Genomic DNA, 23,178 nt, shown 5'->3' with positions numbered 1-23,178 from the left:
CTTGCTATATTTTCTGGATTACGATTAATAAAGCTTACAAAGCGGTTTAAAGGCACTCGCTGACACACGAAGCCTGGTAACTAATCCAATCTTCATGCCCTGGAGGCGTCAGGTTTCTAATTTTTTCAATAGGCCACTGCTGATAATCTTTGTCTAGAAGTTGCCCTAATGGAACACAGTCATAACTAGTATTACTCAATACTAGCTCCAATTGCTTAGCTAACTCCGAGGCTTTATCGCATTGTTCACGGCAGCAAAGATCTTCGACTCGCAAGGCCAATACATTTAGTTGCTGAGGTTTAATGCGCTTAGACAAATGATTGGCGTATTGCTCGATTGCAATACCTTCACATGAAAGCGCCATTTTTGGACTTGGTAACGTCACCGGAATTTGGGGCGCCATGCCTAGGGCAGGAACAAAAATCGACTCGCCATAGCAATCACTATTATAACGAAAACTAAATTGCTCTTTGGCACACAAAGCCTGATCGCTAGAACGGGCACCCACGGCTGCTGAGCACTCTAAATCCCGACCTAAAACTTTACTTAGACTTAGGTGCGCTTTTTGCAATTGTTGTTCAATTTCAACGCCACTCATCGAACCAATTCGATTAAGCCATAGGTGCTGATCCCAGGCTAAAACACCTATTTCATGATTAGATTCAGTAATATCGTGAAAAGCGTTGTTTAGGGCTTCACCTATCAGTGGGCCATCGCCAATCAAACCGCAACGTAATTTATCTGCGGTATAATTAATCGGTGGTGTATCAGAGCTTTTAATACGCTTAATAAGGTTACTTGGCCGCAGTTGCTGCCATATCTTTCGACCGGAATTATCGGGTCCGGTGCAAAAAAACAAACTAGCTCGAACCTGATATTTGGATAATAGACGCGTTAAGATCGGAAGGCCGTAGCTGGCACTGCTAACGCTGTCTATATCAAATCTAAGCCCTAGTTTGATTGCGTTACTCATGTTTGTTCACCTGCATAGCAGATCAACAACACCCATAGCGTATGAGTTTTAATCAGTTGTAAATTCATAATAAACATCCAAAGCCGAATCTAGGCCTGAGAAGGCCTCAATAAACAGACGCGGCATGACTTCATAGCGAATTGTAAGTTCATTGATGGGTTCAAATACTCCCATCCCGTACTTAACTTGTACACCCGGCAGTACATAAGCACTAACTTCCACCTGGGTGTCATTACCCGCCCCGGCTGCGCCTACAGACATGTCCTGTAGGCCTAGAGTATCACCGACTTTACCGACAACACCAGAACCTTGATTGAGTCCTGCAGTAATTAACATAGATGCAAAAGCGTTATCATCTGAGCCAGAATCTAAACCCCGCCCTCGTAGTAAATAAGAAAGCATCTCATTTTGAGACATTGATGGTTCAGAAAACAGTTCCGTTTTTGCATCGCTAGCTGAGCCTAACACTTTAATACCAGCCGTGACATTGTCTTCAATCATGTTCGGATTACGAATAGCTCGCACGTCAAGGTAGGGCTCTTCCAAAGGTCCCGAAAAGGTCAATTGGCCCTTTTCAATGACTAAGCTTTGTCCATATGCTGCAAAGGTTCCATCTTCTAGGTCTATCTGACCACTAGCCACCATGGCTTTTCCTGGTGGCTGTGTAACATTAATACTACCTGTGAGTTGCGTATCGAGGCCTAAAGCCAGCAATGAAAGGTCATCACCTAAATTTACAGTAATATCCAGTGCCGTGAGTTGGCTGGTTGATTGACCTTCAATTTCTTCTTCGATAACAATGACATCACTAGATGACTGCAGTGCAGATTGTGGTACGTTCTTAACTTGGATTTTGCCGCTATTCACTAAAACTTCGCCGCGTATATCGAGCACGCGTTCTCCAAAGCCTACAGAAATATCTGGGCTAACGACTAGACTTACCATCGGCGGAATGAGTAGCTCTAGCTTATCCGCGTCAAAAGTCACCGACCCTAAAGGTTTACCTGTGCTCCAATCAATTTCACCTAACCATTTTGCTGGTTGATTAGACGAGGTAAAACCGCCTTCAATATTGGCCTTTTGTTCACTAAATTTGATTTGTGTGGACAAATTGTCGATATCTAAAGGAAGTTGGTCACCAGCGACAAAAGTATCTTTGAGTTCTACAAGTCCATTGAGCTTAGGTTTAAGCAAGCTACCAGCAATAGCAATTTTAGCCTCTAGCAAGCCTTCTAGTCTGCTAAGTTCTGGGGCTAATGGTGCGAACTTTTGTAGCTGGATAGGAAGTATTTCCAACTCGCCACGTAAGGTTTTGGTTTTGGCTACTATCGGTGTTTCTATCCACGCTTTTAGCTCGCCAACTTCTGCGGTTTCAAACTCTAAATCGGCCCTAAGTTGATCGTTTTTCACCTTTGCTACAAGGTCAAGCTGATCATAGGTGAAGGTTTGTTTTTCATCAAATTCGTTACTTAGACTCACCTGCCCTTTTGGCATTAGAAATTTTAACTCAGCACTTGTAACCTTTGAGCCGGCAATCGTTGCAACAACAGTTGCATCAGCGGTGGCGTCAAACTCAAGGTCTTGGTCTATCAACGCTTGTAGTATTTCAAAGTCAAAGTTACGAAGCGAAGCTTTAACATCTAAAGATTCTGCAATGCTCAAGCTTTGATCAAGGCATAATTTACTGCGCTTTTGAACCCAGCAGTGTGCCCCTATATTTGGCACCCCATTTTCTAACTGTAATGCCATGGCTTGTTCGAGCTGCCAAAGACCAAGTTCTGCGTCCAAACTTGCGCTTTCCAATTGCCCCTTCCAATTGCTAGCATCCCCACTGCCGTTCAGTTTAGCGCTAACGCTGCGTTTACTTTGTTTAAGGTCAAGACTTAAGCTCTGTTGCTTAGCTTTACTTTGATAGGCCAGCTCAGCACTTTTTATTTGTTCTCCGGCGACCTTTATATTGTTTATATTGGTGTTGATGCTTCCACTAAAAGCTTGGTCTAGTTTTAGTGACGCTTGACTGGTAAATTTGTCAATAGTTACCTGGTAAGCGCTTAACCCTAGAGCACTAAGATCCCATTCAATATCAGGCTGTTGGTAGTTACCACTTACCGCAAAATCTCCACTCACTTGACCTTTATCGACCCAAGGTAATTGCTCTAATTGTTTAGCATCAATACTCCCCTTTAAGTCCATTTTTTGCGGGCTTAAAGCCCCTTTGGCGACAATGTGATTGTCTGCAAGTTGCAGCTTCAGGTCCAAGCTATTAATAATACCAGCAAGTGTTCCTTCACCAGTTGTTTTTAACTTAATGGGTAGCGCTAACCAATCGCCGTTTACTTCTATGTTATTGGCTTTCCAATTGTCGCCTATTAAGGAGACATCAAGCGCTCCATCAAGAATTGGTAGGGGCTCATCAGGTAATGAGGCGAATGGAGCCAACCATGGTTTTAAGTCGATATGATCGAAATTACCCTGAACGGCTAAAGCTATTGCATCCTTCCACGCCACATTTCCCGAAAGCTCGAGGCGTTGCGCTGTTTCTCGTGGTGTTTGAAGGCTATTGTCGACACTTTCAAGCTTAAGTTTAAATTGTGAAATGGCCTCAAGACTGGTCTTGCCTTCGACTTCGAGTAATATCTCTTCAAGCCACGAAGCAACCGCTTTTAGCTCAAAGTCCAATTCATATAAATCACCCTCACTATTAAGTGAAACAGTCTTCGGTTTAAGCTCACTAAGGCTCTCTGGCATCAAAAACCATTGCTTAAGTTGACTAAGTTCGACTTTGGACAGATCTAGCGACATATTATGTTTAAGCTTAAGATCGCTCCAATCTAGCACTCCATTTAGCGAAATTTGCGCAAGCCCCGCGGAATCCAAAGCCAATTGAGTTTGGTCTTGCGGTCCATTTAGACTTAGGTCAAGCGATTGTTTTATTCCTTGATAATTTAGCTTTGTCGCTAGCTTTAAGTTAGTGAGGTAATTGCCACTAAGGCTTTGTTCTCCATTCAATTCAAGTGAAACAGCGTCTTGCTTATAAGCAGCCTCAATACTTAAGTCGGCTAAGCTAAGTTGACTTTCAAACCACTGACCTTGTAGATGAATCTGTTCCAACTCGAATCGCTCATTACCAGCAATAATTTCGCCATTTGTTAATCTAAGCTCCAAAATGTTTAACGCATATGGAGTAGTAATTGTTGGTAAGACAATTTGCGTTTCCCGAAAATCGACATCTTCAGTTTCAATAAGCTCTGGCTGTTGCACATCCTTAGTTTGGGTAGCCACGCCGTTTATTTGGGCTACTTCACTCCCATTAACGGATGCCTGTTCATCGATTGCAACTTCATCTTGTCCCAGATCGACTTTCCATCTCTGGACGATCAACTTATCTACATCGATTTTATCTGCTTTCCATTGCCCAGCAAAATCTAAAGCATCGAGTTCTACGCCAATGCCATCAACGCTTAAAACAAAAGCTTCGAGCTTAAATTCACTAATAAGTAGTGGCCAAGGAGGGGTCCATAATTCGTTAGAATCAGTTGCGACATCACTTTGCGGTTGCTTGCTTGAACTCTCAGCTAATTTAATGGTGTCGACACTGACAATAACGTTGTCGCTTCTCAAGCTTTCAACGTGCAATAATTTGCGATCTATACCCGCCCAGTCAATCTGGGCATAGGTATTTTCTAAATCTAGCTCTAAACCATCTTGAATCCATTGAAGCTTTTCTATTGATACGCCTTGCCATAACTGACCGCGTACATTCTCAATAACTAGTCCAGAGACATTGTCACTCACCAAATCGGCAACAAAACGCAAACCCCGTTCGGTACCAACAATCATGGTCACGATGAGTAAACTGACCAAAACGCCAAATACGATAAGGCGAATCAACCACTTTAAACTTCTTAATAACACCTTTTTGATCATAAGTCGGGCCCTATTGAGAAGTGAATTTGCCATGGCGAATCAGGATTCTGATGCCCATAGGCAAAATCCAAGCGCAGCGGCCCCACAGGTGTAATCCAGCGCACACCAACACCGGTACCAATACTGATAGGGTCGGTGAAGTCATTGGTTGCAGTCCCAGCATCAACAAATATAGCTGCACGCCATTTATCCAAAAATTGATAATTATATTCAATTGTCGAAGTCGCTAAATAACTGGCTCCTAACAACTGACCTGATTCATCTAGTGGTGAAATTGTCTTATGCCCATACCCACGTATGCTTTGATCACCTCCAGCAAAAAATCGCATCGATGCCGGAATATCTTCAATGGGATCACCAAAAATACCACCCAGCTCAAGTCGTCCGACAAAACGATGTTTATTCGTAGATCTAAGTATCTTATTTACGGTGGTAAGACGCACGAAATCGACATCGGAAGCCCAAAGACTATTAGAAAACTCAGCACTGGCTTGAATGTTGTCACCCCAGTTTGGGTCTAAGCCGCCTCTGGAACGCAGTCTTGATATGTTTCCCCCCGGAATGATGAGATCTTTACTGTCAGAGGTCGAACCTTGAATATAATCTTCTCGTTGAAAGCGCAAAAATAGCGAGGGGTACCAGTCACCGTCCCAACGCCAATTGCGCGTGCCTGATGCAACATATTTTGTACTTTTGGTGTCGTTTTTATCTTCGCGCACATAACCAATTTGTAAATCGGTGAAATCATCAATTGGGTTTTCATGGGGAATTCGATATGAAGCATAAACTTGCTGCTTGGGTAAGGACAGTTCAAGCTCACTGGTTATACTGTGACCATTTGAATTGACGATTGGACGGGTCCACTTCGCGCTAGCTCGAACACCAACATCGGTTGACACACCAGCACCCAATTCGTAGCTATTTTTTTCTTTACGTACCAGGCCAACTTCAATATCAACCTTTTGCTGCTCTCGAGATTCCATTAACGGACGCACACTAATCGATTTAAAATAGTCAGTTTCGCTAATTTGTTGGCTAAACTCACCTAGCTTAACTGAATCGAAAGCGTCACCGGTCTTAAACTCTGCTAAATCGAGGATCATAGCTGGATTAACGTCTTCAGTTTGAACTTCAATGTTGCCAAAGGTGTAACGCTCGCCAGTTAAATACACCAAGTTTATATCAGCCGTATTGCGTGCCAAACTAACTTTAACCTCACTGACCTCAAAGCCCGCATCAAAATAACCATAGCGTACTGATAAACGGCTGAGTTCAGACTTAAGCTTGTCATACGCTTGGTGTGAAAATAGCTGGTTTGGCTCCAGCTGATTATTTTGTAGAATTGATAACACCTCTGGTGCTTGTGCTCCTGCTCCTTTGACAATGACGTTGGATTCACCAATAAGCAGTGGCTCTCCTAAGTCAACATTCACCACCAAACGTTGTTTGTCATCTTCTTCAAACTTAATGGTACTTTTGTAATACCCCATAGCGCGCAAAGCGTTAGTTGTTTGTTCACGGGATTCTCGACGGATCCGCCGTTGGCGGGTATTTTCACTGAAAGTTTGAGCTTGTAAATACTGCTCTACGTTATTGCGAATAGCTTTGTCATCAATATTGACCACATATTCAATTGCGTTGGCGAATGTTGGAGTCAAAAGCGCAAGGGCAAAGATAAGGATTCGAAACAAAGTAGGCAGTCCCTGCAAAATATTTTCTCATTCAGGTGAAAGAAAGCCGCGGTTAAACGGTCATATCATGTAACATCAAAACTAACAGATGAAGTTTAGCCAACAACTGATAACCGTACCTTGTCAAATCGATTGATAGTACAAGGCACCCATCAAGGTTAAAGAATCATTATTGTAAAGGATTGCAATCCTAGTTGTCTCTGGAAAATGTCTATGAATACACCAAAAAAAATATTAGTCCTGGTACTGGTCGCATTAATTTTTAGCTTCTGGGCCTTTGACTTAGGCCAATTACTTACATTTGATAGCATTAAAGGCTATCAACAACAGCTAAGTGGCTTTGTCAGCGAAAACTTCGCACTTAGCTTCGCATCATATCTAGCCATATATGTACTCGCTACCGCTGTCTCATTTCCTGGAGCTGCGCTACTCACATTGCTGGCAGGTGCCGTTTTTGGGTTATGGTGGGGTGCACTGTTGGTCTCATTTGCGAGCAGCATTGGCGCAACCTGTGCATTCTTAGTCGCTCGATTCTTACTACGAGACACTATTCAAAGCCGCTATGGTGACAAACTAGCCGCCATTAACAATGGGCTGGAGCGAGATGGAGCCCGTTATTTGTTTACCTTGCGCTTAATCCCTATCTTCCCATTTTTCTTAATTAATTTGGTGATGGCTTTAACTAAACTAAAAACCACCACCTTTTATTGGGTTAGTCAGCTAGGTATGTTGCCTGCAACGCTAATCTACGTAAATGCAGGGACTCAGCTTGCGAGCCTCGATAGCTTGCAAGGCATTTTATCGCCCAGCATGCTTGGAGCGTTTGTTCTTCTTGGCCTTTTACCGATAGTGAGTAAATTTGTTGTGAATTATTTCGAAAACAAGAAGCGTTATGCACCGTACACCAAACCGACGAGTTTTGATCAGAACATGGTTGTGGTTGGGGCTGGCTCAGGTGGGCTAGTAAGTGCTTACATTGCTGCGGCGGTAAAAGCCGAAGTCACCCTAATCGAAAAACATTTGATGGGCGGTGATTGCCTAAATACGGGTTGTGTACCGTCAAAGGCGCTTATTCGCAGCGCAAAATTCGCATACGAAGCAAAAAATGCCCATGAACTAGGCTACAAGAATGCCAGTGCTGATGTAGATTTTTCAGCTGTAATGCAACGCATCCATGGCGTTATTGCAGAAATCGAACCTCATGATTCGGTAGAACGTTACAGTAAGCTAGGTGTTAACTGCGTGCAGGGTGAAGCAAAAATTCTTAGCCCGTGGGAAGTTGAAGTTAACGGTAAGACAATTACCACCCGTAATATTGTAATCGCTACCGGCGCGCGGCCTTTAGTTCCCGGGATCCCTGGTCTGGATCAAGTGGAATATCTGACTTCAGATGATTTGTGGCAACTAAAAGAACAACCTGAACGGCTGCTCGTATTGGGTGGCGGCCCCATTGGTTGTGAATTAGCGCAGAGCTTCCAACGTTTAGGCTCTAAAGTTAGCCTGGTTGAAATGGCACCTAAGCTATTGATTCGAGAAGACGAAGCCGTAAGTAAGATAATTGAAGAGCAGTTCATTAAAGAAGGGTTAGACCTAAACCTCGGTACTAAGGCTGTTAGCTTTGGGCGAGACCAACAAGGTCAGTTTGTTAATCTCGAAGAGAATGACAAACAACGTAAAGTTTACTTCGACAAAGCAATACTAGCTCTTGGGCGCGTTGCCAACATCAAAGGGTTTGGGCTTGAAGAGCTTGGTGTAGAAATTGCTGAGCGTGGTACGGTTAAAGTTAATGACTATTTACAAACTAACTTCCCTAACATCTTTGCTGTTGGAGATGTTGCCGGACCTTATCAATTCACTCACTTTGCTGCACACCAAGCTTGGTATGCAAGCGTTAATGCACTGTTTGGCGCTTTCAAAAAATTCCGTGCCGACTATAGCGTTATTCCAGCCGCTACCTACACCTCACCTGAGGTTGCACGTGTTGGCTTGAACGAAAGTGACGCAAAAGCCCAAGGTATTGCGTATGAAGTTACCGAGTTTGATATTGCCGAACTCGACCGCGCTATTGCCGACGGCACTGCTCAAGGATTTGTCCGGGTGCTTACCGTACCCGGTAAAGACAAAATCCTAGGCGCAACCATTGTTGCCGCTGGTGCTGGAGAGTTACTTGCTGAATTTACCTTAGCGATGCGTCATAAACTGGGTCTAAACAAAATCCTTGGTACTATCCACGCCTATCCCACAATGATGGAAAGCAATAAATACGTAGCCGGCGAATGGAAGCGAAATCACGCTCCAGAAAAATTGTTAACGTGGGTTGCTAAGTTCCACAAAAAAATGCGTGGTGCTTAAAGCCTAGCAGTTTAATCAGTTAATTATCCTACGGCTCCCTTCGGAGCCGTTTTTATATCCAATGCCAAACGCCACACATCATATCGAGTAAACCTTTACCAAATCCTTAGCACTACAAGTACGCCTCTGAATTGAAAAGTAATTATTCAATATTTTACAGCTACTTAGAGGCAACAAAACACTTGTGGAGCATTTCAGTCGTACAACTAATATCTAAACACGAAATGTGACCGCGGCCTCACTAATGACAAATTTGTTAATTTTTAGTTAAACAATAAGGGATAAGTGATAATTGCCTCCTATACTCCAGTAAACCCAAAAAAGGAAAGCGCAATGATTCAAGATCAACAGTCACAACCTTTCATGCTTAACACATTACTGTATAAATCGAATCCCCCTTCTACAGCTGGTAAACCAGAAACCAATAGCGACCAAGTATGCGATGCACAACCGCATCAGCTTTATCAAGCTTATAGCGTCGAAAACTTCGCCAACACATTTGAGCAACTTGGTCTGTTTCACCAAGAACAACTCTATATCCTTTGCACTGGGACTGTTTTCCCTAGCGAACTCGCAATTGCGGCCATGTGTTACGGCCTGCAAGTAGTATTGATTGACGAACAACACATCAAGCACTGGTTGAACACTCAAAGCCATACTGACCGGTATGTTATAGCTTCGGCTGACTATCTTTATCAAGACCAAGAGTTGAGTACGCGCCTGTTGCAACACGACAGTCTTAGACTTGTGGTTTGGGATTACGGCCAGTCAATGAAGTGGGAATCAAGTGAACGACTTAACCAGTTGCTAAAGGCATCTAGTAGTAATTACAAGTTTGCATCTTTTGCATCGGGTAGTGCTGCGCTCAAAGTCTATGACTGCGCTGATAGTGGCGTTCTTGAGCTAAATCAAGAACAACTGTGTGCACTGCTTATTAACCAGAACTATGAACACAAGCGCAAAAACACTTACGTAGGTGAATACCTTGATATTATTTTTGACGGCTTGAAGGAACGGTTGAATCAACAAAACTGATATAGCAACGGCAATATCTTTTAACCCAGCAGAGTCCGAATGGCGGGGATAACTCTCTGTTCGGACCTTAATCTATCGTCAACAGTTCCTTAGGGAAATAGCCATCAGCAATCCAAAAAGCTATACTCTGTAAGCAATTAGGCAGCCAACGTAGGATACTCGTGTTCAGTGTATTTTTAGATATCGGATTTCAGTTCTTTTTTTCCCTTACCACATTGTTTTTCTTACGAAAAATAGCACAGCGAGTAGGTTTAGTTGATCGGCCAAATCAAAGAAAACTCCATAATGGAGAAATTCCACTTGTGGGCGGTCTCTCTATTTGTATTTCCATTTTGTCATTCATCTACTATCAAAAAATGGATGTTCCGCATCAAAATCTATATGCAATAAGTATTAGCATACTAGTATTTGTTGGTGTAATAGACGATAAGTACGACCTAAGTGTCAAAATCAGACTATTAGTTCAGACCTGCTTATCGATAGCAATGATGTATTTCGCGGATCTACAACTCACTCACTTGGGGAATATGTTTGGAATTGGACAAATTGATTTAGGTTGGTTAGGTTCATTAGTAACAATCATTGCTGTAATCGGTGCTATTAATGCGTTCAATATGGTCGATGGAATTGATGGTCTACTTGGTGGGCTGGCAACAGTGACTTTTACAAGTCTTGCTATAATTTTTTCGTTACATGGCGAAAGTTTACTAGCTTATCTATGCATGATGCTAGTCGTGATAATTCTACCTTACATTTTGCTCAACTTAGGGTTTCTGGGGCGTAAACATAAGGTCTTTATGGGGGATGCTGGAAGCATGCTCATCGGATTCACTGTAATTTGGCTACTTTTAGCTGGTACTCAAGCTCCTGGAAATGGTCCGATACGCCCTGTAGCTGCATTGTGGTTCATCGCTGTACCGTTAATGGATATGGCTGCAATTATGATTCGAAGAATTAGGCGTGGTGATTCACCATTCAAACCCGATAGAGAGCACTTACACCACATCTGCCAACGCTTAGGCTTTAATTCAGGACAAACACTGTGCATAATATGCTTAGTTGCTAGCCTATTTGCGGGCTTTGGAATCATAGGAGAGCAGCTGCATATACCGGAATCCGTCATGTTTATGTCTTTTATCATTATCTTTGCTTGCTATATTGCATTGCTAAATAAAATTTGGGTAATAACGGCTTGGTTACGTTCAAAATAATACTCACGAAGCTATGTTGTCAAAGTCCACAATTCTCTCCTCATAACGACACCGTTCGAGAACCTGACCTTTCCCCCAAAAGTAAAACCATGAACCCGATGAGATTTCCAACTATCCTAAAGAAATGAGGATCTCTCTATGAAAAAACGGTACACCGTAGAACAGATTATTCGAGCAATCAAACAGCATGAAGCGGGCTCAAAAGTTGATGATATTTGCCGCGACATGGGGATATCTTCCGGGACCTTTTAAAATTGGAAAGTAAGTTTGCAGGGCTTGAAGCCAAGCGCCTTCGAAAGCTAGAAGTTGAATATGGAAAGCTTAAACGATTACTTGCCGAGAAGTTGCTTGAGGTCGAAGCCATGAAGGACATCGTGTCAAAAAAGTGGTAAAGCCTGCGGGTCGAAAGCAAGTCGCTTTGTACTTGATTGAACAGTTCAACATCAGCGAGAGAAGCGCCTGTAGGTTAGCAAGTATTAGTCGTACTGCGTATCGCTATGTTGCTAAGCCCGCCACTGATAATGCGCTAAGAGAACGCCTCAAGAAGCTTGCGGCACACTACTCTCGATATGGCTACTTAATGCTTCATGGACTGTTGAAACGCGAAAAGTTAGTTAAAAACCGTAAGCACACATATTGCCTTTATATCGAAGAAGGCCTTCAAGTCCGAACCAAGACGCGTAGAAAAAATTCAACGTCAACGCTTCCCGATGGAGTTACCTAGTCGAGCAGATGAGCGGTGGTCCATGGACTTTGTCGCTGATCAATTGAGTAATGCCCGGCGCTTTCGCGTTTTTAATGTTGTCGATGACTTTACTCGTGAAATGGTGGGTCAATTGGTGTCTATATCTATTAATGGTTCGATGGTCGCGCGATTTTAGAGTCAGTTAACAGAGCAACGCTCTAAACCGATACCATCATTTGTGATAATGGACCGGAGTCTACGAGCAAAGCTATGTTCTTCTGGTCCAACGAAAACAAGGTCAAGCTTGGGTTTATTCAACCAGGTAAGCCTACTCAAAATGCATTTATAGAAAGCCTAAATAGTAAATTCAGAAATGAATGTTTGAACCAACATTGGTTCAGAACTTTAGAAGAAGCGCGTTACGAGATTGGGTAATGGAAGGAGCATTACAATCATGTTTGGCCTCATAGTTCGTTGAACTATAGGTCGCCTGTTGAATTTGCAAGTCAGGCTGCCTAATATTAATTATCTCATCGTGAGAATGGCACTAAACTCGGGGAAAGGTCAAACCTTTTAACTTTTAGGTATACTTGTGCGCAATGCCTATTCAAAACGACTGCGAAGCTAGCGCACTCCGATTTCCAGATCTAAAATGAAACAACTAACTTTAATGTCGATTTGTTTGTTTCAATAAATATAATAAAGATTCACAAATTTACAATACTAGCAGCCACCGTAATGCGCAAGTGACCATTATATCACTACCTGTCTACTCGGAAGTCAACTGAGGTTTAATCAAATATTAAGGATGAGATTGCCCCAAGACTAGAATTATTTTTTATACAACCCTTTCTTCTTCATTTCATTTATGCTGCTTTCATATTTATCTTCAACAACTTCCTGTTGATTTACCCAGCTTACAAATTTCGAAATACCTTCTTCAAAGCTTACTTTTGGTTCGAACCCAAGTTTATTTTTTATCTTTACCAAACTAGCATAATTGGATCTTATATCGCCTAATCTATAACTTCCAGTAACAGTGATCTGCGACTGACTTTTATATTCACGAACTAAAGCATTTGCTACCTTTAATACTTCTATTGGTTCTCCTAAACCTACATTGAAGACTTCATAATTAGCGTGCTCATTTTCTATACCAAGAATCGTCGCGTCTACCACATCATCTATATAAACAAAATCACGACTTTCTTCACCATCTTCGAATATGGTTATATCATTTCCATTTTTAATTATAGTTGAGAAAATGGACAATATTCCTGTGTAAGGATTTGATAACGACTGACCTGCACCATAAACGTTTTGATATCTAAGTGCTACTGAAGGAATCCCCAACGACTTCCCCATAATCATAAACATTTGCTCTTGCACTTGTTTTGTAACACCATATATAGAACTAGGGTGTATCTTACTATCTTCGTCAGTAGACATAATTTGAGCATTTTCATTACAAACCGGGCATTTAACCAGAAAGTCGCCTTTAGACATGTCTGAATCAAGTCTTTCGTGAGGATACACCAAACCATCCTTAACACATTTATACCGACCTTCACCGTATATCGACCTGGACGAAGCAATAATCATTTTCCTTACTGTATGCTCTTCATTAGCCAATATATCGAGAAAAATAGAAGTACCTTTTACGTTCACATCTGTATACTTCTGAACTTCATACATCGACTGGCCGGTACCAGTTTCAGCCGCTAGGTGTACAACTACATCAATGCCTTCCAAGGCAAGTTTCCAATCATTATAATTAAGTACGCTACCTTTAATAAATTTTACCTTGTCCTTTATCGAATTATATAGAGGCGATACCTGACTATGCACTTGTGGAGACAAGTTATCCAACACAGTAACAGCATAGCCTTTTTCGACAAGCTTATGTGCTAGATTTGAGCCAATAAATCCTGCTCCTCCTGTTATAAGTATTCGCTGTTGTTTCATTTTCATTTTCCTGAGTTACGTTCTAATTAGGATATTTTAAGGATAACAATCAAGTTATTTTGGCTCTTTCACTGATGTTAAATTTTCGACGAAAACATATCTACTCTCGCATGCAAGACGCAAATACATCGTGCATCACCAGCTTGAATCTTTAGACCTGCGAACATCAACTCCAAAATCAGAGTCATTTACTGAAGAAGCGGTCTAATTCATGAATTCAATGAAGATTTAAACCAACATCACTTGCTATTGTCACTAAAAATTGTCGATATCCAGTTGTTTAATGAGTATTTCTCGTAAATCGAAATATCTAGAGGCTCATAATCTGTATCAAAAAAATCATCTTCAATGTTGACATTAGATCGGTCTATAACAAGTATATTATTTGTGTTGTAGAAATCATATTTGAGAACATTTTTATTTGTCGTAATCAACTTACGCTTTGCACCTAGCATTTCAATAGTCCGCATTGTCAAACCGGTTTGAGACGGGTGCTCTATATCCAAAATAGCCTTTGAATTAGTTATCTGTTCACAAAGCCAATCAGGACTAGCAGATTTGAAAGAAACTTCACTATAGCTTTTAGGTTGACTATTTTTAGAGAAAACTTTTCGCCCAAAGTATAGAATTCTGCTCGGGCAGAAGAGAAAAATAGAAACAATCCTTCCTTTTCGTAAAAGTTGTTTCTTAACTTCACTTACCAAAGCGTAACGATCACTGTGAATCGTACCGACAAACAAAACATCGATACTCCTAGAATTGCTAACCTCGGAGATTCTGGCGTAGTCTTGCGTATAAAACAAAGGCAAAAATTTGACCCTAGAGTCTCGAATAACATCATTTGAATCAAATGAATAAAAACTATCACTGATCTCAATCAATTTACTTGAATTTTTCTTATTAACTATTGAATCCCACATATACGTAAGGACTGTAATACTCGGATGCTGATTTTTAAAGGATGTGATAATATCTTTATTAATTGCTTCAGGATTAACCAGGAATAAATAATCAAAAGAAGTATCCTTCGTTTCATTCAAGATGCTATCGTAATAGCTATAAATATGTTTTCGAATGACAAAAGATAGACGTAAACGAATACATGATTTCACAAAAAAGCTATTTTTTGGTCGTTCATTATACAAACTGACATTTGCACCAAATTGTTCCAAAGCCTTTTTAATACTCATTTCGTATCCAAAAAAACTTGGCGCTAACACTAACACATTTTTATCTTCTAAAGACTTCATAAACTAATACCTAAGGGAGTACCAAACGGGAAACAAACATCTTTCATTTATCCATCGTTTTCCAAACTTGAGTTGAAGAGTCGTATAATTTTATAATTTTTGCAGGTACGCCCGCTATGACACACCGCTCAGGAAATACACCTTTTACGACAGAGTTAGCACCAACTACACAGTTACTCCCTAAGCAAGTGCCCGCTTGTAAAACAGAACCTACACCTAAAAAACAATTATCACCTACAGTAGTTTCTTTAACGATCAGAGATTGAGACATCACACTACTAGAGACATCCGCATAAGAATGATCCACATTAGTTATTAAAACATTGGCTGAAATTGTAGTACCGGTACCAATATGTAAACTAGCACCAGAAATCACGTGAAAGTTTTGGCCAATTGAAACGTTATCGTGGATTACAATTGACGAGTTACTATCAAGAACTTCCATTCTAAAGTGCGGAAATATTCTGACCTTGTTACCAATAAAAATGCGTTTAGGGTTTGATAGGAACAAAGGTTTCCCCATGTAACACAGACGCCCTACTTTCCCCATCAGTAATTTGTACTGCAATGCGCGAATAGCCCAGAAAAATTTAATCATTATGTAAATGGTCCTTTTGTACCTCAAAACTTGAAATCTTTCTCACCATGTTACTTCGCTCTTCAATTGAAGAGCCTTCCAAGAAAAAAACACGAATTCCTAGGCTTTCATATTCGAAACCCAAAAACGAGTTAAAAGTAACCATCACATCACAAAGCGGGAAGGATTTATTGTCCAATAGAAATAGCCGGTTATCGTCAAAATCATGGAAGGCGTTGCCTGGATACTTGTATTTAGGATGCTTTTTAAAAAGAACACAAATATTATTATCAAGGCACTCTTGAACAAATTGTTGTTCCAATTCGATCGAAACCGGGGAAGACGCCAAGAAAACTTTAGGAGTTAAACCATCTGATTCCAAGTGATTTTGCAGCGTAAGAGCCGATTTGACAATGACAAATCTGCCAACCTTGTAGATTCGTAAAAATAATTCTCGAAATCTCTCGGACAATATCCAGGCCGTACCAATCTCGCCAAAGGCATGCTTGAATTGAACAGATGCGTCAAGGTAACCATGCTGTACTAAATTTGAGCGCTTATATTCCACGGTGTGGCTGATCAAATAAGCCCAACGTTGAATATGTTGATCAAAATATATATTTGGGTCATTTTTGCTTAGTTTCTGTATTACAAGTAAAAATGCGGCGATCTCAACTAAGTCCACACAGTGGAGTTTCAGCTCAAAGTAAGACAGCCGTTCCAAATTCTCTGACCTTTTTTTAAGAAGGTCATTGGTTTCATATACAAGCTTTAATAAAGACCCAATTTCTTTTAATTCCAAAAAGCTACAAACATTTTTCAAGTCTTTATAAAGAACAACATTGTTGTTATCAAAAGAAAATTTGTCATTCACTACCTTGAAGTTCTTTAGGCTCAACAACGTATCGGTGATATAAAAATTTTGTTCTTTGAGTATCTTTGTGTTTTTCTTACTACTTAATATATAAAAACTACATTGTAGAGCTTTGAAAAAAAATATCAAAGGGAGGAGATTTGATACGAGAAGAAAACATAACCTCAGTGCTCTAATTCTATTGGTGTGTGAAACGAATACCTTCAAAAGCTTGTAACGGGGTAACTGATGCTTTCTAACTAAATTCTTGTCGACTAATCCAATATCTATTGACCATTGTTCAATACAGATTTCGTTCTCGTACGCTTCAATAATTCGATTGGATGAAGCCTTATGCATTATTAACCTTCCTAGTAAATGCAATCATAAAAAAACAAGTGCATATATAAAAAATGAGAACTAAAGGTAATGTCCAAGGAAGCATGCTCCCTCGAAGGGTTGAAAATATTCGAATAAACTCAGCGATGAAAATGAAGCTCAATATGTGACTCCCTAAATAAGCTCGGTTATACAAATAAGAAATTAGAACTGAAATCAACAACACTGGTAATACAAAAAATTGCAAGCCTCCAAAGTTGAAGTATAACTCCATTTCCAGAGGCCACTGTTGAGTAGCGTTTCTCTCCCAAGTCTCTGGGAAGTAAACATCCGTCAACCAATAGCTAATATCCAGGTATTCTCCATTTGATTCATACCCTAAGGCTTGAGTATATTTTTGGGACGAAAACCACAATGTTCGCATATAGTCTGAAGGAAAATCGTTCATGGTTGTATCTAATAAAATGTAGGTATTAAAATAGGACAACAAGTATTCAACTAATTTTGGAAAAGAATCATAAAATCCGTTAGAGCGAAAATACATAGAGACCATAAAAAAAGATATGAATGCCAAGAATAAAACTACACCGTTAAACATTTTTAATCGAGAATTAATCAATACTGGAAAAAGAAAAAACAAAGCTAATATAGGTACTCGGCTTTTAATCCCTTGAAAATAACAAACGACTACAACTGAAAATATCAGTAGAAAGATTAACAGCTGTCTTCTAACTCCCTTAATGCCATGTTTCGAAAAAAGAGCTATGCCACAAATAAAGAAAACGAAATGAGCATAGTTTATCAACAGAAAATTAAGCCATCCGACTCCCGATTTACCTGATACGTACGTATTTGAGTAATCAGATAACCAAAGGCCGATGCCGCCCGTTTTTGATACAAACAAGGCCATACCAAATATCAATATCACAATCAAGCTGATACATATGCTGTACGGAACATAAATATTGTTGATACCGGTGTGCTTGTTCAACCTTGGTTTGTCCTGGTTAAAAAATATAAGCGACAAAAAAAGCAAAGAAAAGGTACAAAAGACAAGAGCAAACGCATTAGGCGAAACTTGATCCCAGTTACTTATTCTCCCCCATGGCAATATATATTCCCACGAAATAAACTCCAAAACATAGAACAAGCAAATAGGCAATATTAGGTACATAGCATAGAATGCAAACACCATGTTCGAAGGATGGAGCAAGCGCTGGTCTCTGTTTATAAAAAAAATGACTAAAACACCAGTAGCTACAAGTAAAGCTGATTCGTTAAGGACAAAAACACCTCCCAGAACTAAAATTAGAACAAATAAATTTAAACAGATTTTTAACAGTACCAGTTTATTCATGGGCTTTATTTAAAATAGATAGAATTTCACTAAGGGTGTAGTCGATAGAACCGTGTGAAATTGGTTTCCTGAATCGACTTATTCTATGCCTTACTTTCCGTGATAACGATTTTGACAAATAGTGCTCAAGGGCGACTTGGCACAATTTTTTCTCAAAATCATTTTCTCCGCTATCGATGAACTTTGTAAATTCGAGGGGATCGTTTTTTGAAATCGCTTTGTGTCTTGATCCCCAATGTTCGCCTAAAGCTCTTTCGCGAACCCCCCAAAAACTATTTGTATGATTGACAGTTCCTTTTGAAAAAGCTGTAGTCGCTATTGTTAGTTCAATAAAATTATCGTTTACGTAGTCGGCTTTTGCTACTTTTTTAAACGCACTCAACAAGGTTTCTTTACGGTACAAGGACCACAACAGTTGCTCAAAGTTTGCTACAAAGTGTTTCAGTTTGCTTTCTGCGTTTGCCACCCCATGATAATAATCAGGATTTCTATTCAAAACAGGAATTGGCTCCAGCGAACTAACATTCCCTTCATTGAAACTGAGGAAGTAACCAAAACTAATCGATATCTCTTCCGCCTGCTTCATTCTTGTTACAGCTTTAAATAACGGTTTTTCCAAAATAAAATCATCATCTGCTACCAGAGCAACTAGCTCGTTATCACAATCTCGAACAGCCGTTAAAATTTTCTCCGCGAAGTTCAATGTTGGTTTATACAAATACCTAACATTAGATGGGTAATTTCTCTCATAAATAACTTCAGATGAGTCAACAACGATAATTTGAGAATCAAATTCACTGTAGTAATTAATAGCTCTGTCGAGCTTTTCATGCCTATTGTGCGTAGGAATAATTATTGTGATCATATAATCTTCTTAATAAGAAACATGCGTTTGGATATAAAAGCTAACGCGATAATTGCTATTGTTAATTTTAAAACTATTGTTTCGATGGATAACGGTATTTGATGCACAAAAATTCCATATGAAATAGCTGACAACAAGCCTAGAAAATGTCTTCTCCATTGAAGTTGCAAGTAGAAGCCTTGCTTTGAGTAGTAGCATTGAAAAATAGACAGCAAAAAAGTTGCGATCAACAACGATGCCGCAGCACCATATACTCCATATTTCGGAATCAATGAATAGTTAAGTACAACAGAAACTAACGCCGAAACGATACTCGCGGCTAGATTGAGAATAGAACGTTTGCTTTGCAATATATACAATACAAATGTAAAACTATTAAACACAGAAACATAACAAGCAATCGATATAATAAAAACTAGTCCACCGATCGAACTATACTTTGTGTCTAGAAAATAATGAATTATCTCAGCATTAAAAGTAAGAAAACCAATCAAAAGAGCAAGCAAAAAATATAGAATAGTATTAGAAGTGTTTTCAAGAGATTTCTCCTCGGAGTCCCCTAGCGCAGCATTTCTATAAAAGTACGGTGTATATGCCATGTTTATTGCAGCCCCAATAACTAGAATTACTGATGATAACTTGTACGCCATCGAGTAAACACCAACGTCAGCGATGTCACCATAGAACTCTAAGAATATGCGACTGGACAGCACAATCACCCAAGAGATGAGTAATGTTGGTACAAAGGGAAGCGCAAATTTCAAACCTTGTTGTAGATACTTATATTGGAAGTTTATACCAAAAAATCTTATCGCAATAAGAAAATGTATAAAAAAAGCTATACCAGAAACTACTGCATCAGAAGCTAATTTTGTCTCTGCAGTTGCGGAATAGAAATACAGAGTATAAGAGATTAACGCGACATTACTAAGTACTGTAGTCAATTTAATCGCAGCATAGGCGATGGGTTTTTCTGAAAATTGGAAAAACTGAGTACTAATCAGTCCATTTACGGTGAAGAAGCAAAATAGTGTTGCATATATAAGTGCACCAGAAGACCTTTCCGGGTAAAAGGATAACACCAAGAAAAAAAAGAGCATCGAGCAAGTAGAGAAAGCAAGAACTGAAAAATATAACGTGGACAGAACGTTCTTTCGTTCTTGATCCGAATGATCAAAGAAAAGCCTTTGAGCCGCTCTATCTAAACAAAGTGAAAAGAAGACCGCTATAATAAATGTGTAAATTTCGTACTTGGCTACAAGCCCATATTCTGCTTTGGTTAAAATGAAACTATAAAGCGGTAGAAGTAAAAAAACACCGCCTTGGCTTACGATGTTTGTGATTCCATATATTAAAGAAGCGCGAACCAGCTTATCCTTCATCTAATGATTCTGCTGCATTTTTTCCACTCATGAAACTTTGATCGCTCCAAAGATAAGCCCATTCACCGAACCTACCGCAACTCTTGATATTCTGGGAGTCCAAATAATCAAGCACAATGTCTCGCCGATCTTCCATACCATGATCGTAAACTACATTCCCAAACGGAAGATGTTTGTGGTCCATAAACAAAATGTCACTTTCTTCACACACATTCATTTCAAGTAGTGTTGTCTTTAAATTCTCTATAAGTGCTTTAGAGGTTAGCCTTTCCTTAGTCGATAGATTATAAATCTCAAACTGCAAGGATGAATGGCCTTCCGGAGCATTGTTTGGAGATTTCCAAGAAGGAGAATATCCCCTAGAGGCTACTTTGTCCTCATCATAGATGTAAAACCACAAATACGGGGGAACTTTTTCCTTGTTAAATCCTATAGAAACCAGATCAACTGTAGTCCATAACAGGCTTTTAGTTGCATTGAGAACACGCTCTGGTACCTTAGGAGAAATTAAGGGAATCAGAGAAGGTAAAGGTAAAGTATTAATCAGTTGATCATATTCCGCGGTCGATCCATCCTTGAAAGTGATTTCTTTCTTTTCAACGTCAACAATTACAACTTCTTTATTGACTTGTATCGGGCAGCTTTCAGCCATACTTCTAACAAATTCAAAATAGCCACCTTGTTTTGGGTATCTCATTTCATTTGCGTAATAATGGTTCTCCTCTCGGGGCTCCATAGCTCCAGCTAGTATTTCGTCTATCTCCGCTCGACGCACACGATTTCCAATCCATGTTGTGGATAGCTTTTCTGCCTCGCATCCCCAATACTTCAAGGTATACTTTTTGGGATACCTTTGTGCAATCGCATCTCCGTATTGATGATCAAGCCACTGAGAATAGTCTTCAGGCAACTTAGATGGCCGCTGCGTGAATGATCTAATCAAAGCAACTTTCTCTTCAGTTTCTAGAGGATACAAATTGTTTTGAACAGGATGCTTTAGCCATTTCCCGTTTTCAAGACAATAGGCATTTGGAGAGTGTGTATAGGACTCAGTTTGATTGAAGAGTTCTTTGACCACCGGCTCTTTGGAAAAAGATAAGTGGATAGCATTGTCAAAGCGAAAGCCTTGAATTTCAAAGTTTGAGATCAATCCACCTACATGTGTTGACTTCTCATAGCAGTTAACGTCATAACCTTTAATCTGAGCATAATAAGTCGCAGATATCCCAGTAATACCAGCTCCAAGAACGACTACTTTGTCCATTGCTTTTTGCACCCAACCATATCGACAACAAACTCTTTTAGGCATTCTCTGCGTGGCTGATATAAACTGTTAGTGTTACTTACACTAAGCGCATAGTTCCCAGGAACCCGTTTTCCGCAGACTCGTACTTTCACATTCTTATCAAACTCTTCATTAACGATCCCACCGATTCGGTGAGCGAAATCCTCAATGCTAGTGTTCAATTCTCCGTAACAATTAATAATTTCTTCACTTCCAACAAATTTTAAACAATCAACAACTTCTTTCACAGATACAAAGTTTCGATATTGTTGACCGCTACTATTGATGACAATTTCGTTAGTCATTAACGCTTGTTCCAGGAATTGAAATGGAACCAAGCTTTTTCGATTAAAAGATGATATGTCACTAGGCCTGCCATATATATTGGTGGGCCTAAGAATCAAAAAATCAATACCATTTCTCCCACAAGAAACTCTCACAATTTCTTCTGATAAATAATGGGTTAGGCCATAATCATTTATTGGATGCATCTTATTCTTTTCGGTAATTTCACCACAAGAAGTCCCATATACGTGAAAAGTGCTGACATAAATAAAACTACTCACACTTAACTTGACAGCCATTTCGATTAACAAACGTGTTAACACCACATTGACATTATAGGTGTTAACAATATCTTTTGCGATTTCGACTTCATTTATGGCTGCACAATGTACAACTAAATCAATTTTAACCAAAACATTTATGAGTTTTGTAATATTAAAATTGGTAATATCCAAGTTGATATCGTTCTTTGGGCTGCGCCCCAAAGTAACGACATCATGCCCCTGGGATCTATAGTGATTAGTTAACTCTTGTCCTAAATAACCAGTTGCACCGCAAACTAAAACTTTCATATAAAATCACTTTCAAATTCACTAAGTGAAATAAATGCCTTGTCTCTTTCCGAAACAATAAAATCATCATTAGGCAAAGTCAAACCGATGCTAGACCAAAGAATGCCACTATCGTTTTCTGGAGAGTAAACACTGTCTGTCTTATAAAGTAGAGTCGCCGACTTCGAGATAGTTAGAAACCCATGTGCTATTCCTTTCGGTAGAAACAGTAATTGCGGTGTTTCGCTATCGAGCTCCATGGAAATATGCTTTTTGTAGCTAGGTGATGAAGCTCTTAAATCAAGACAGAAATCCAATACCTTCCCATCAATACACGACACTACTTTTGAGTGGGCTGCCGGGTTATTTTGAAAATGTAAGCCACGAAGCACATTTTTTTTTGATATCGTGTAGAACTCTTCTTGAAGGTCAAATTCATAAAGTTCCGTGTTAGCAAAGAGTTCCTTGTTAAAGGTTTTAACAAAGTGCCCTCTCTCATCGATAGAATGTGGAAGAGATATCAACTGGCACCCCTCTAATGCTAAGTCTTTAATATTCATAATAATTTAACCAACAATAGTTCGTTCACAAATGG

The 23,178-nt window shown here is 39.8% G+C and carries 16 protein-coding genes and 1 pseudogene; 4 read left to right on the top strand and 13 right to left on the bottom strand.

Annotation, left to right across the window (positions count from 1 at the left end; genetic code table 11):
• Nucleotides 1-46 precede the first annotated feature (46 nt).
• Genes DBZ36_RS11280 through DBZ36_RS11270 form a run of 3 tightly spaced genes read right to left on the bottom strand, consistent with a single transcriptional unit; the run spans nt 47 to nt 6,591 of the window.
• Nucleotides 47-973: a hypothetical protein gene (locus tag DBZ36_RS11280; RefSeq protein ID WP_120355059.1), complete on the bottom strand. Its 927-nt coding sequence runs from the start codon at nt 971-973 to the stop codon at nt 47-49.
• 48 nt (nt 974-1,021) lie between these two features.
• Nucleotides 1,022-4,900, bottom strand: a complete 3,879-nt coding sequence (tamB, locus tag DBZ36_RS11275; protein WP_158589084.1) for an autotransporter assembly complex protein TamB — start codon at nt 4,898-4,900, stop codon at nt 1,022-1,024.
• Nucleotides 4,897-6,591, bottom strand: a complete 1,695-nt coding sequence (locus DBZ36_RS11270) for an autotransporter assembly complex protein TamA (protein ID WP_147395022.1) — start codon at nt 6,589-6,591, stop codon at nt 4,897-4,899. Before DBZ36_RS11270 ends, tamB begins: the two co-directional genes overlap by 4 nt.
• Before the next feature lie 213 nt (nt 6,592-6,804).
• Between DBZ36_RS11270 and DBZ36_RS11265 the strand changes: the two genes are divergently transcribed.
• From DBZ36_RS11265 to DBZ36_RS11250, 4 genes and pseudogenes are all read left to right on the top strand, one after another.
• Nucleotides 6,805-8,943 carry an FAD-dependent oxidoreductase gene (locus DBZ36_RS11265; protein WP_120355057.1) on the top strand — a complete coding sequence of 713 codons (2,139 nt, stop codon included), beginning with the start codon at nt 6,805-6,807 and terminating at the stop codon, nt 8,941-8,943.
• Nucleotides 8,944-9,276: 333 nt separating this feature from the next.
• A complete protein-coding gene (locus DBZ36_RS11260; protein WP_120355056.1) occupies nt 9,277-9,978 on the top strand; it encodes a hypothetical protein in 702 nt (233 codons plus the stop codon).
• Nucleotides 9,979-10,139: 161 nt separating this feature from the next.
• Nucleotides 10,140-11,189 carry a UDP-N-acetylglucosamine--undecaprenyl-phosphate N-acetylglucosaminephosphotransferase gene (gene wecA, locus DBZ36_RS11255; protein ID WP_120355055.1) on the top strand — a complete coding sequence of 350 codons (1,050 nt, stop codon included), beginning with the start codon at nt 10,140-10,142 and terminating at the stop codon, nt 11,187-11,189.
• A gap of 138 nt (nt 11,190-11,327) precedes the next feature.
• Nucleotides 11,328-12,393, top strand: a pseudogene (locus DBZ36_RS11250) (IS3 family transposase).
• 312 nt (nt 12,394-12,705) lie between these two features.
• Here the strand turns inward: DBZ36_RS11250 and DBZ36_RS11245 are convergent.
• From DBZ36_RS11245 to DBZ36_RS11200, 10 genes are all read right to left on the bottom strand, one after another.
• The gene (locus DBZ36_RS11245; protein WP_120355054.1) at nt 12,706-13,839 is read right to left on the bottom strand and encodes an SDR family NAD(P)-dependent oxidoreductase; all 1,134 of its coding nucleotides are present in this window, start codon (nt 13,837-13,839) and stop codon (nt 12,706-12,708) included.
• 239 nt (nt 13,840-14,078) lie between these two features.
• On the bottom strand, nt 14,079-15,089 hold the full coding sequence (locus DBZ36_RS11240) for a lipopolysaccharide biosynthesis protein (protein WP_120355053.1): 1,011 nt from the start codon (nt 15,087-15,089) through the stop codon (nt 14,079-14,081).
• A gap of 43 nt (nt 15,090-15,132) precedes the next feature.
• Complete coding sequence (locus DBZ36_RS11235) at nt 15,133-15,687, bottom strand: acyltransferase (RefSeq protein WP_199711839.1); 555 nt, start codon at nt 15,685-15,687, stop codon at nt 15,133-15,135.
• Nucleotides 15,680-16,879, bottom strand: a complete 1,200-nt coding sequence (locus DBZ36_RS11230; protein ID WP_120355052.1) for a hypothetical protein — start codon at nt 16,877-16,879, stop codon at nt 15,680-15,682. Before DBZ36_RS11230 ends, DBZ36_RS11235 begins: the two co-directional genes overlap by 8 nt.
• On the bottom strand, nt 16,872-18,215 hold the full coding sequence (locus DBZ36_RS11225) for an O-antigen polymerase (protein WP_120355051.1): 1,344 nt from the start codon (nt 18,213-18,215) through the stop codon (nt 16,872-16,874). Before DBZ36_RS11225 ends, DBZ36_RS11230 begins: the two co-directional genes overlap by 8 nt.
• The gene (locus DBZ36_RS11220) at nt 18,208-19,080 is read right to left on the bottom strand and encodes a TIGR00180 family glycosyltransferase (protein WP_120355050.1); all 873 of its coding nucleotides are present in this window, start codon (nt 19,078-19,080) and stop codon (nt 18,208-18,210) included. Before DBZ36_RS11220 ends, DBZ36_RS11225 begins: the two co-directional genes overlap by 8 nt.
• Nucleotides 19,077-20,462 carry a lipopolysaccharide biosynthesis protein gene (locus DBZ36_RS11215; protein WP_120355049.1) on the bottom strand — a complete coding sequence of 462 codons (1,386 nt, stop codon included), beginning with the start codon at nt 20,460-20,462 and terminating at the stop codon, nt 19,077-19,079. The genes DBZ36_RS11220 and DBZ36_RS11215 overlap by 4 nt, the downstream gene beginning before the upstream one ends.
• Nucleotides 20,452-21,726 (bottom strand): protoporphyrinogen/coproporphyrinogen oxidase, encoded by a 1,275-nt coding sequence (locus DBZ36_RS11210; RefSeq protein ID WP_158589083.1) that lies wholly within the window; start codon nt 21,724-21,726, stop codon nt 20,452-20,454. The genes DBZ36_RS11215 and DBZ36_RS11210 overlap by 11 nt, the downstream gene beginning before the upstream one ends.
• Complete coding sequence (locus DBZ36_RS11205) at nt 21,714-22,604, bottom strand: NAD-dependent epimerase/dehydratase family protein (RefSeq protein WP_120355047.1); 891 nt, start codon at nt 22,602-22,604, stop codon at nt 21,714-21,716. The genes DBZ36_RS11210 and DBZ36_RS11205 overlap by 13 nt, the downstream gene beginning before the upstream one ends.
• Nucleotides 22,601-23,143, bottom strand: coding sequence for a dTDP-4-dehydrorhamnose 3,5-epimerase family protein (locus DBZ36_RS11200; protein ID WP_120355046.1), 543 nt, complete (start codon nt 23,141-23,143; stop codon nt 22,601-22,603). Before DBZ36_RS11200 ends, DBZ36_RS11205 begins: the two co-directional genes overlap by 4 nt.
• Between the last annotated feature and the right edge of the window lie 35 nt (nt 23,144-23,178).

It is taken from the genome of Alginatibacterium sediminis (assembly GCF_003610775.1).
In the GTDB taxonomy this organism is placed as follows: Bacteria; Pseudomonadota; Gammaproteobacteria; order Enterobacterales; family Celerinatantimonadaceae; genus Alginatibacterium; species Alginatibacterium sediminis.
This window is presented reverse-complemented; position numbering and strand designations above follow the sequence as displayed.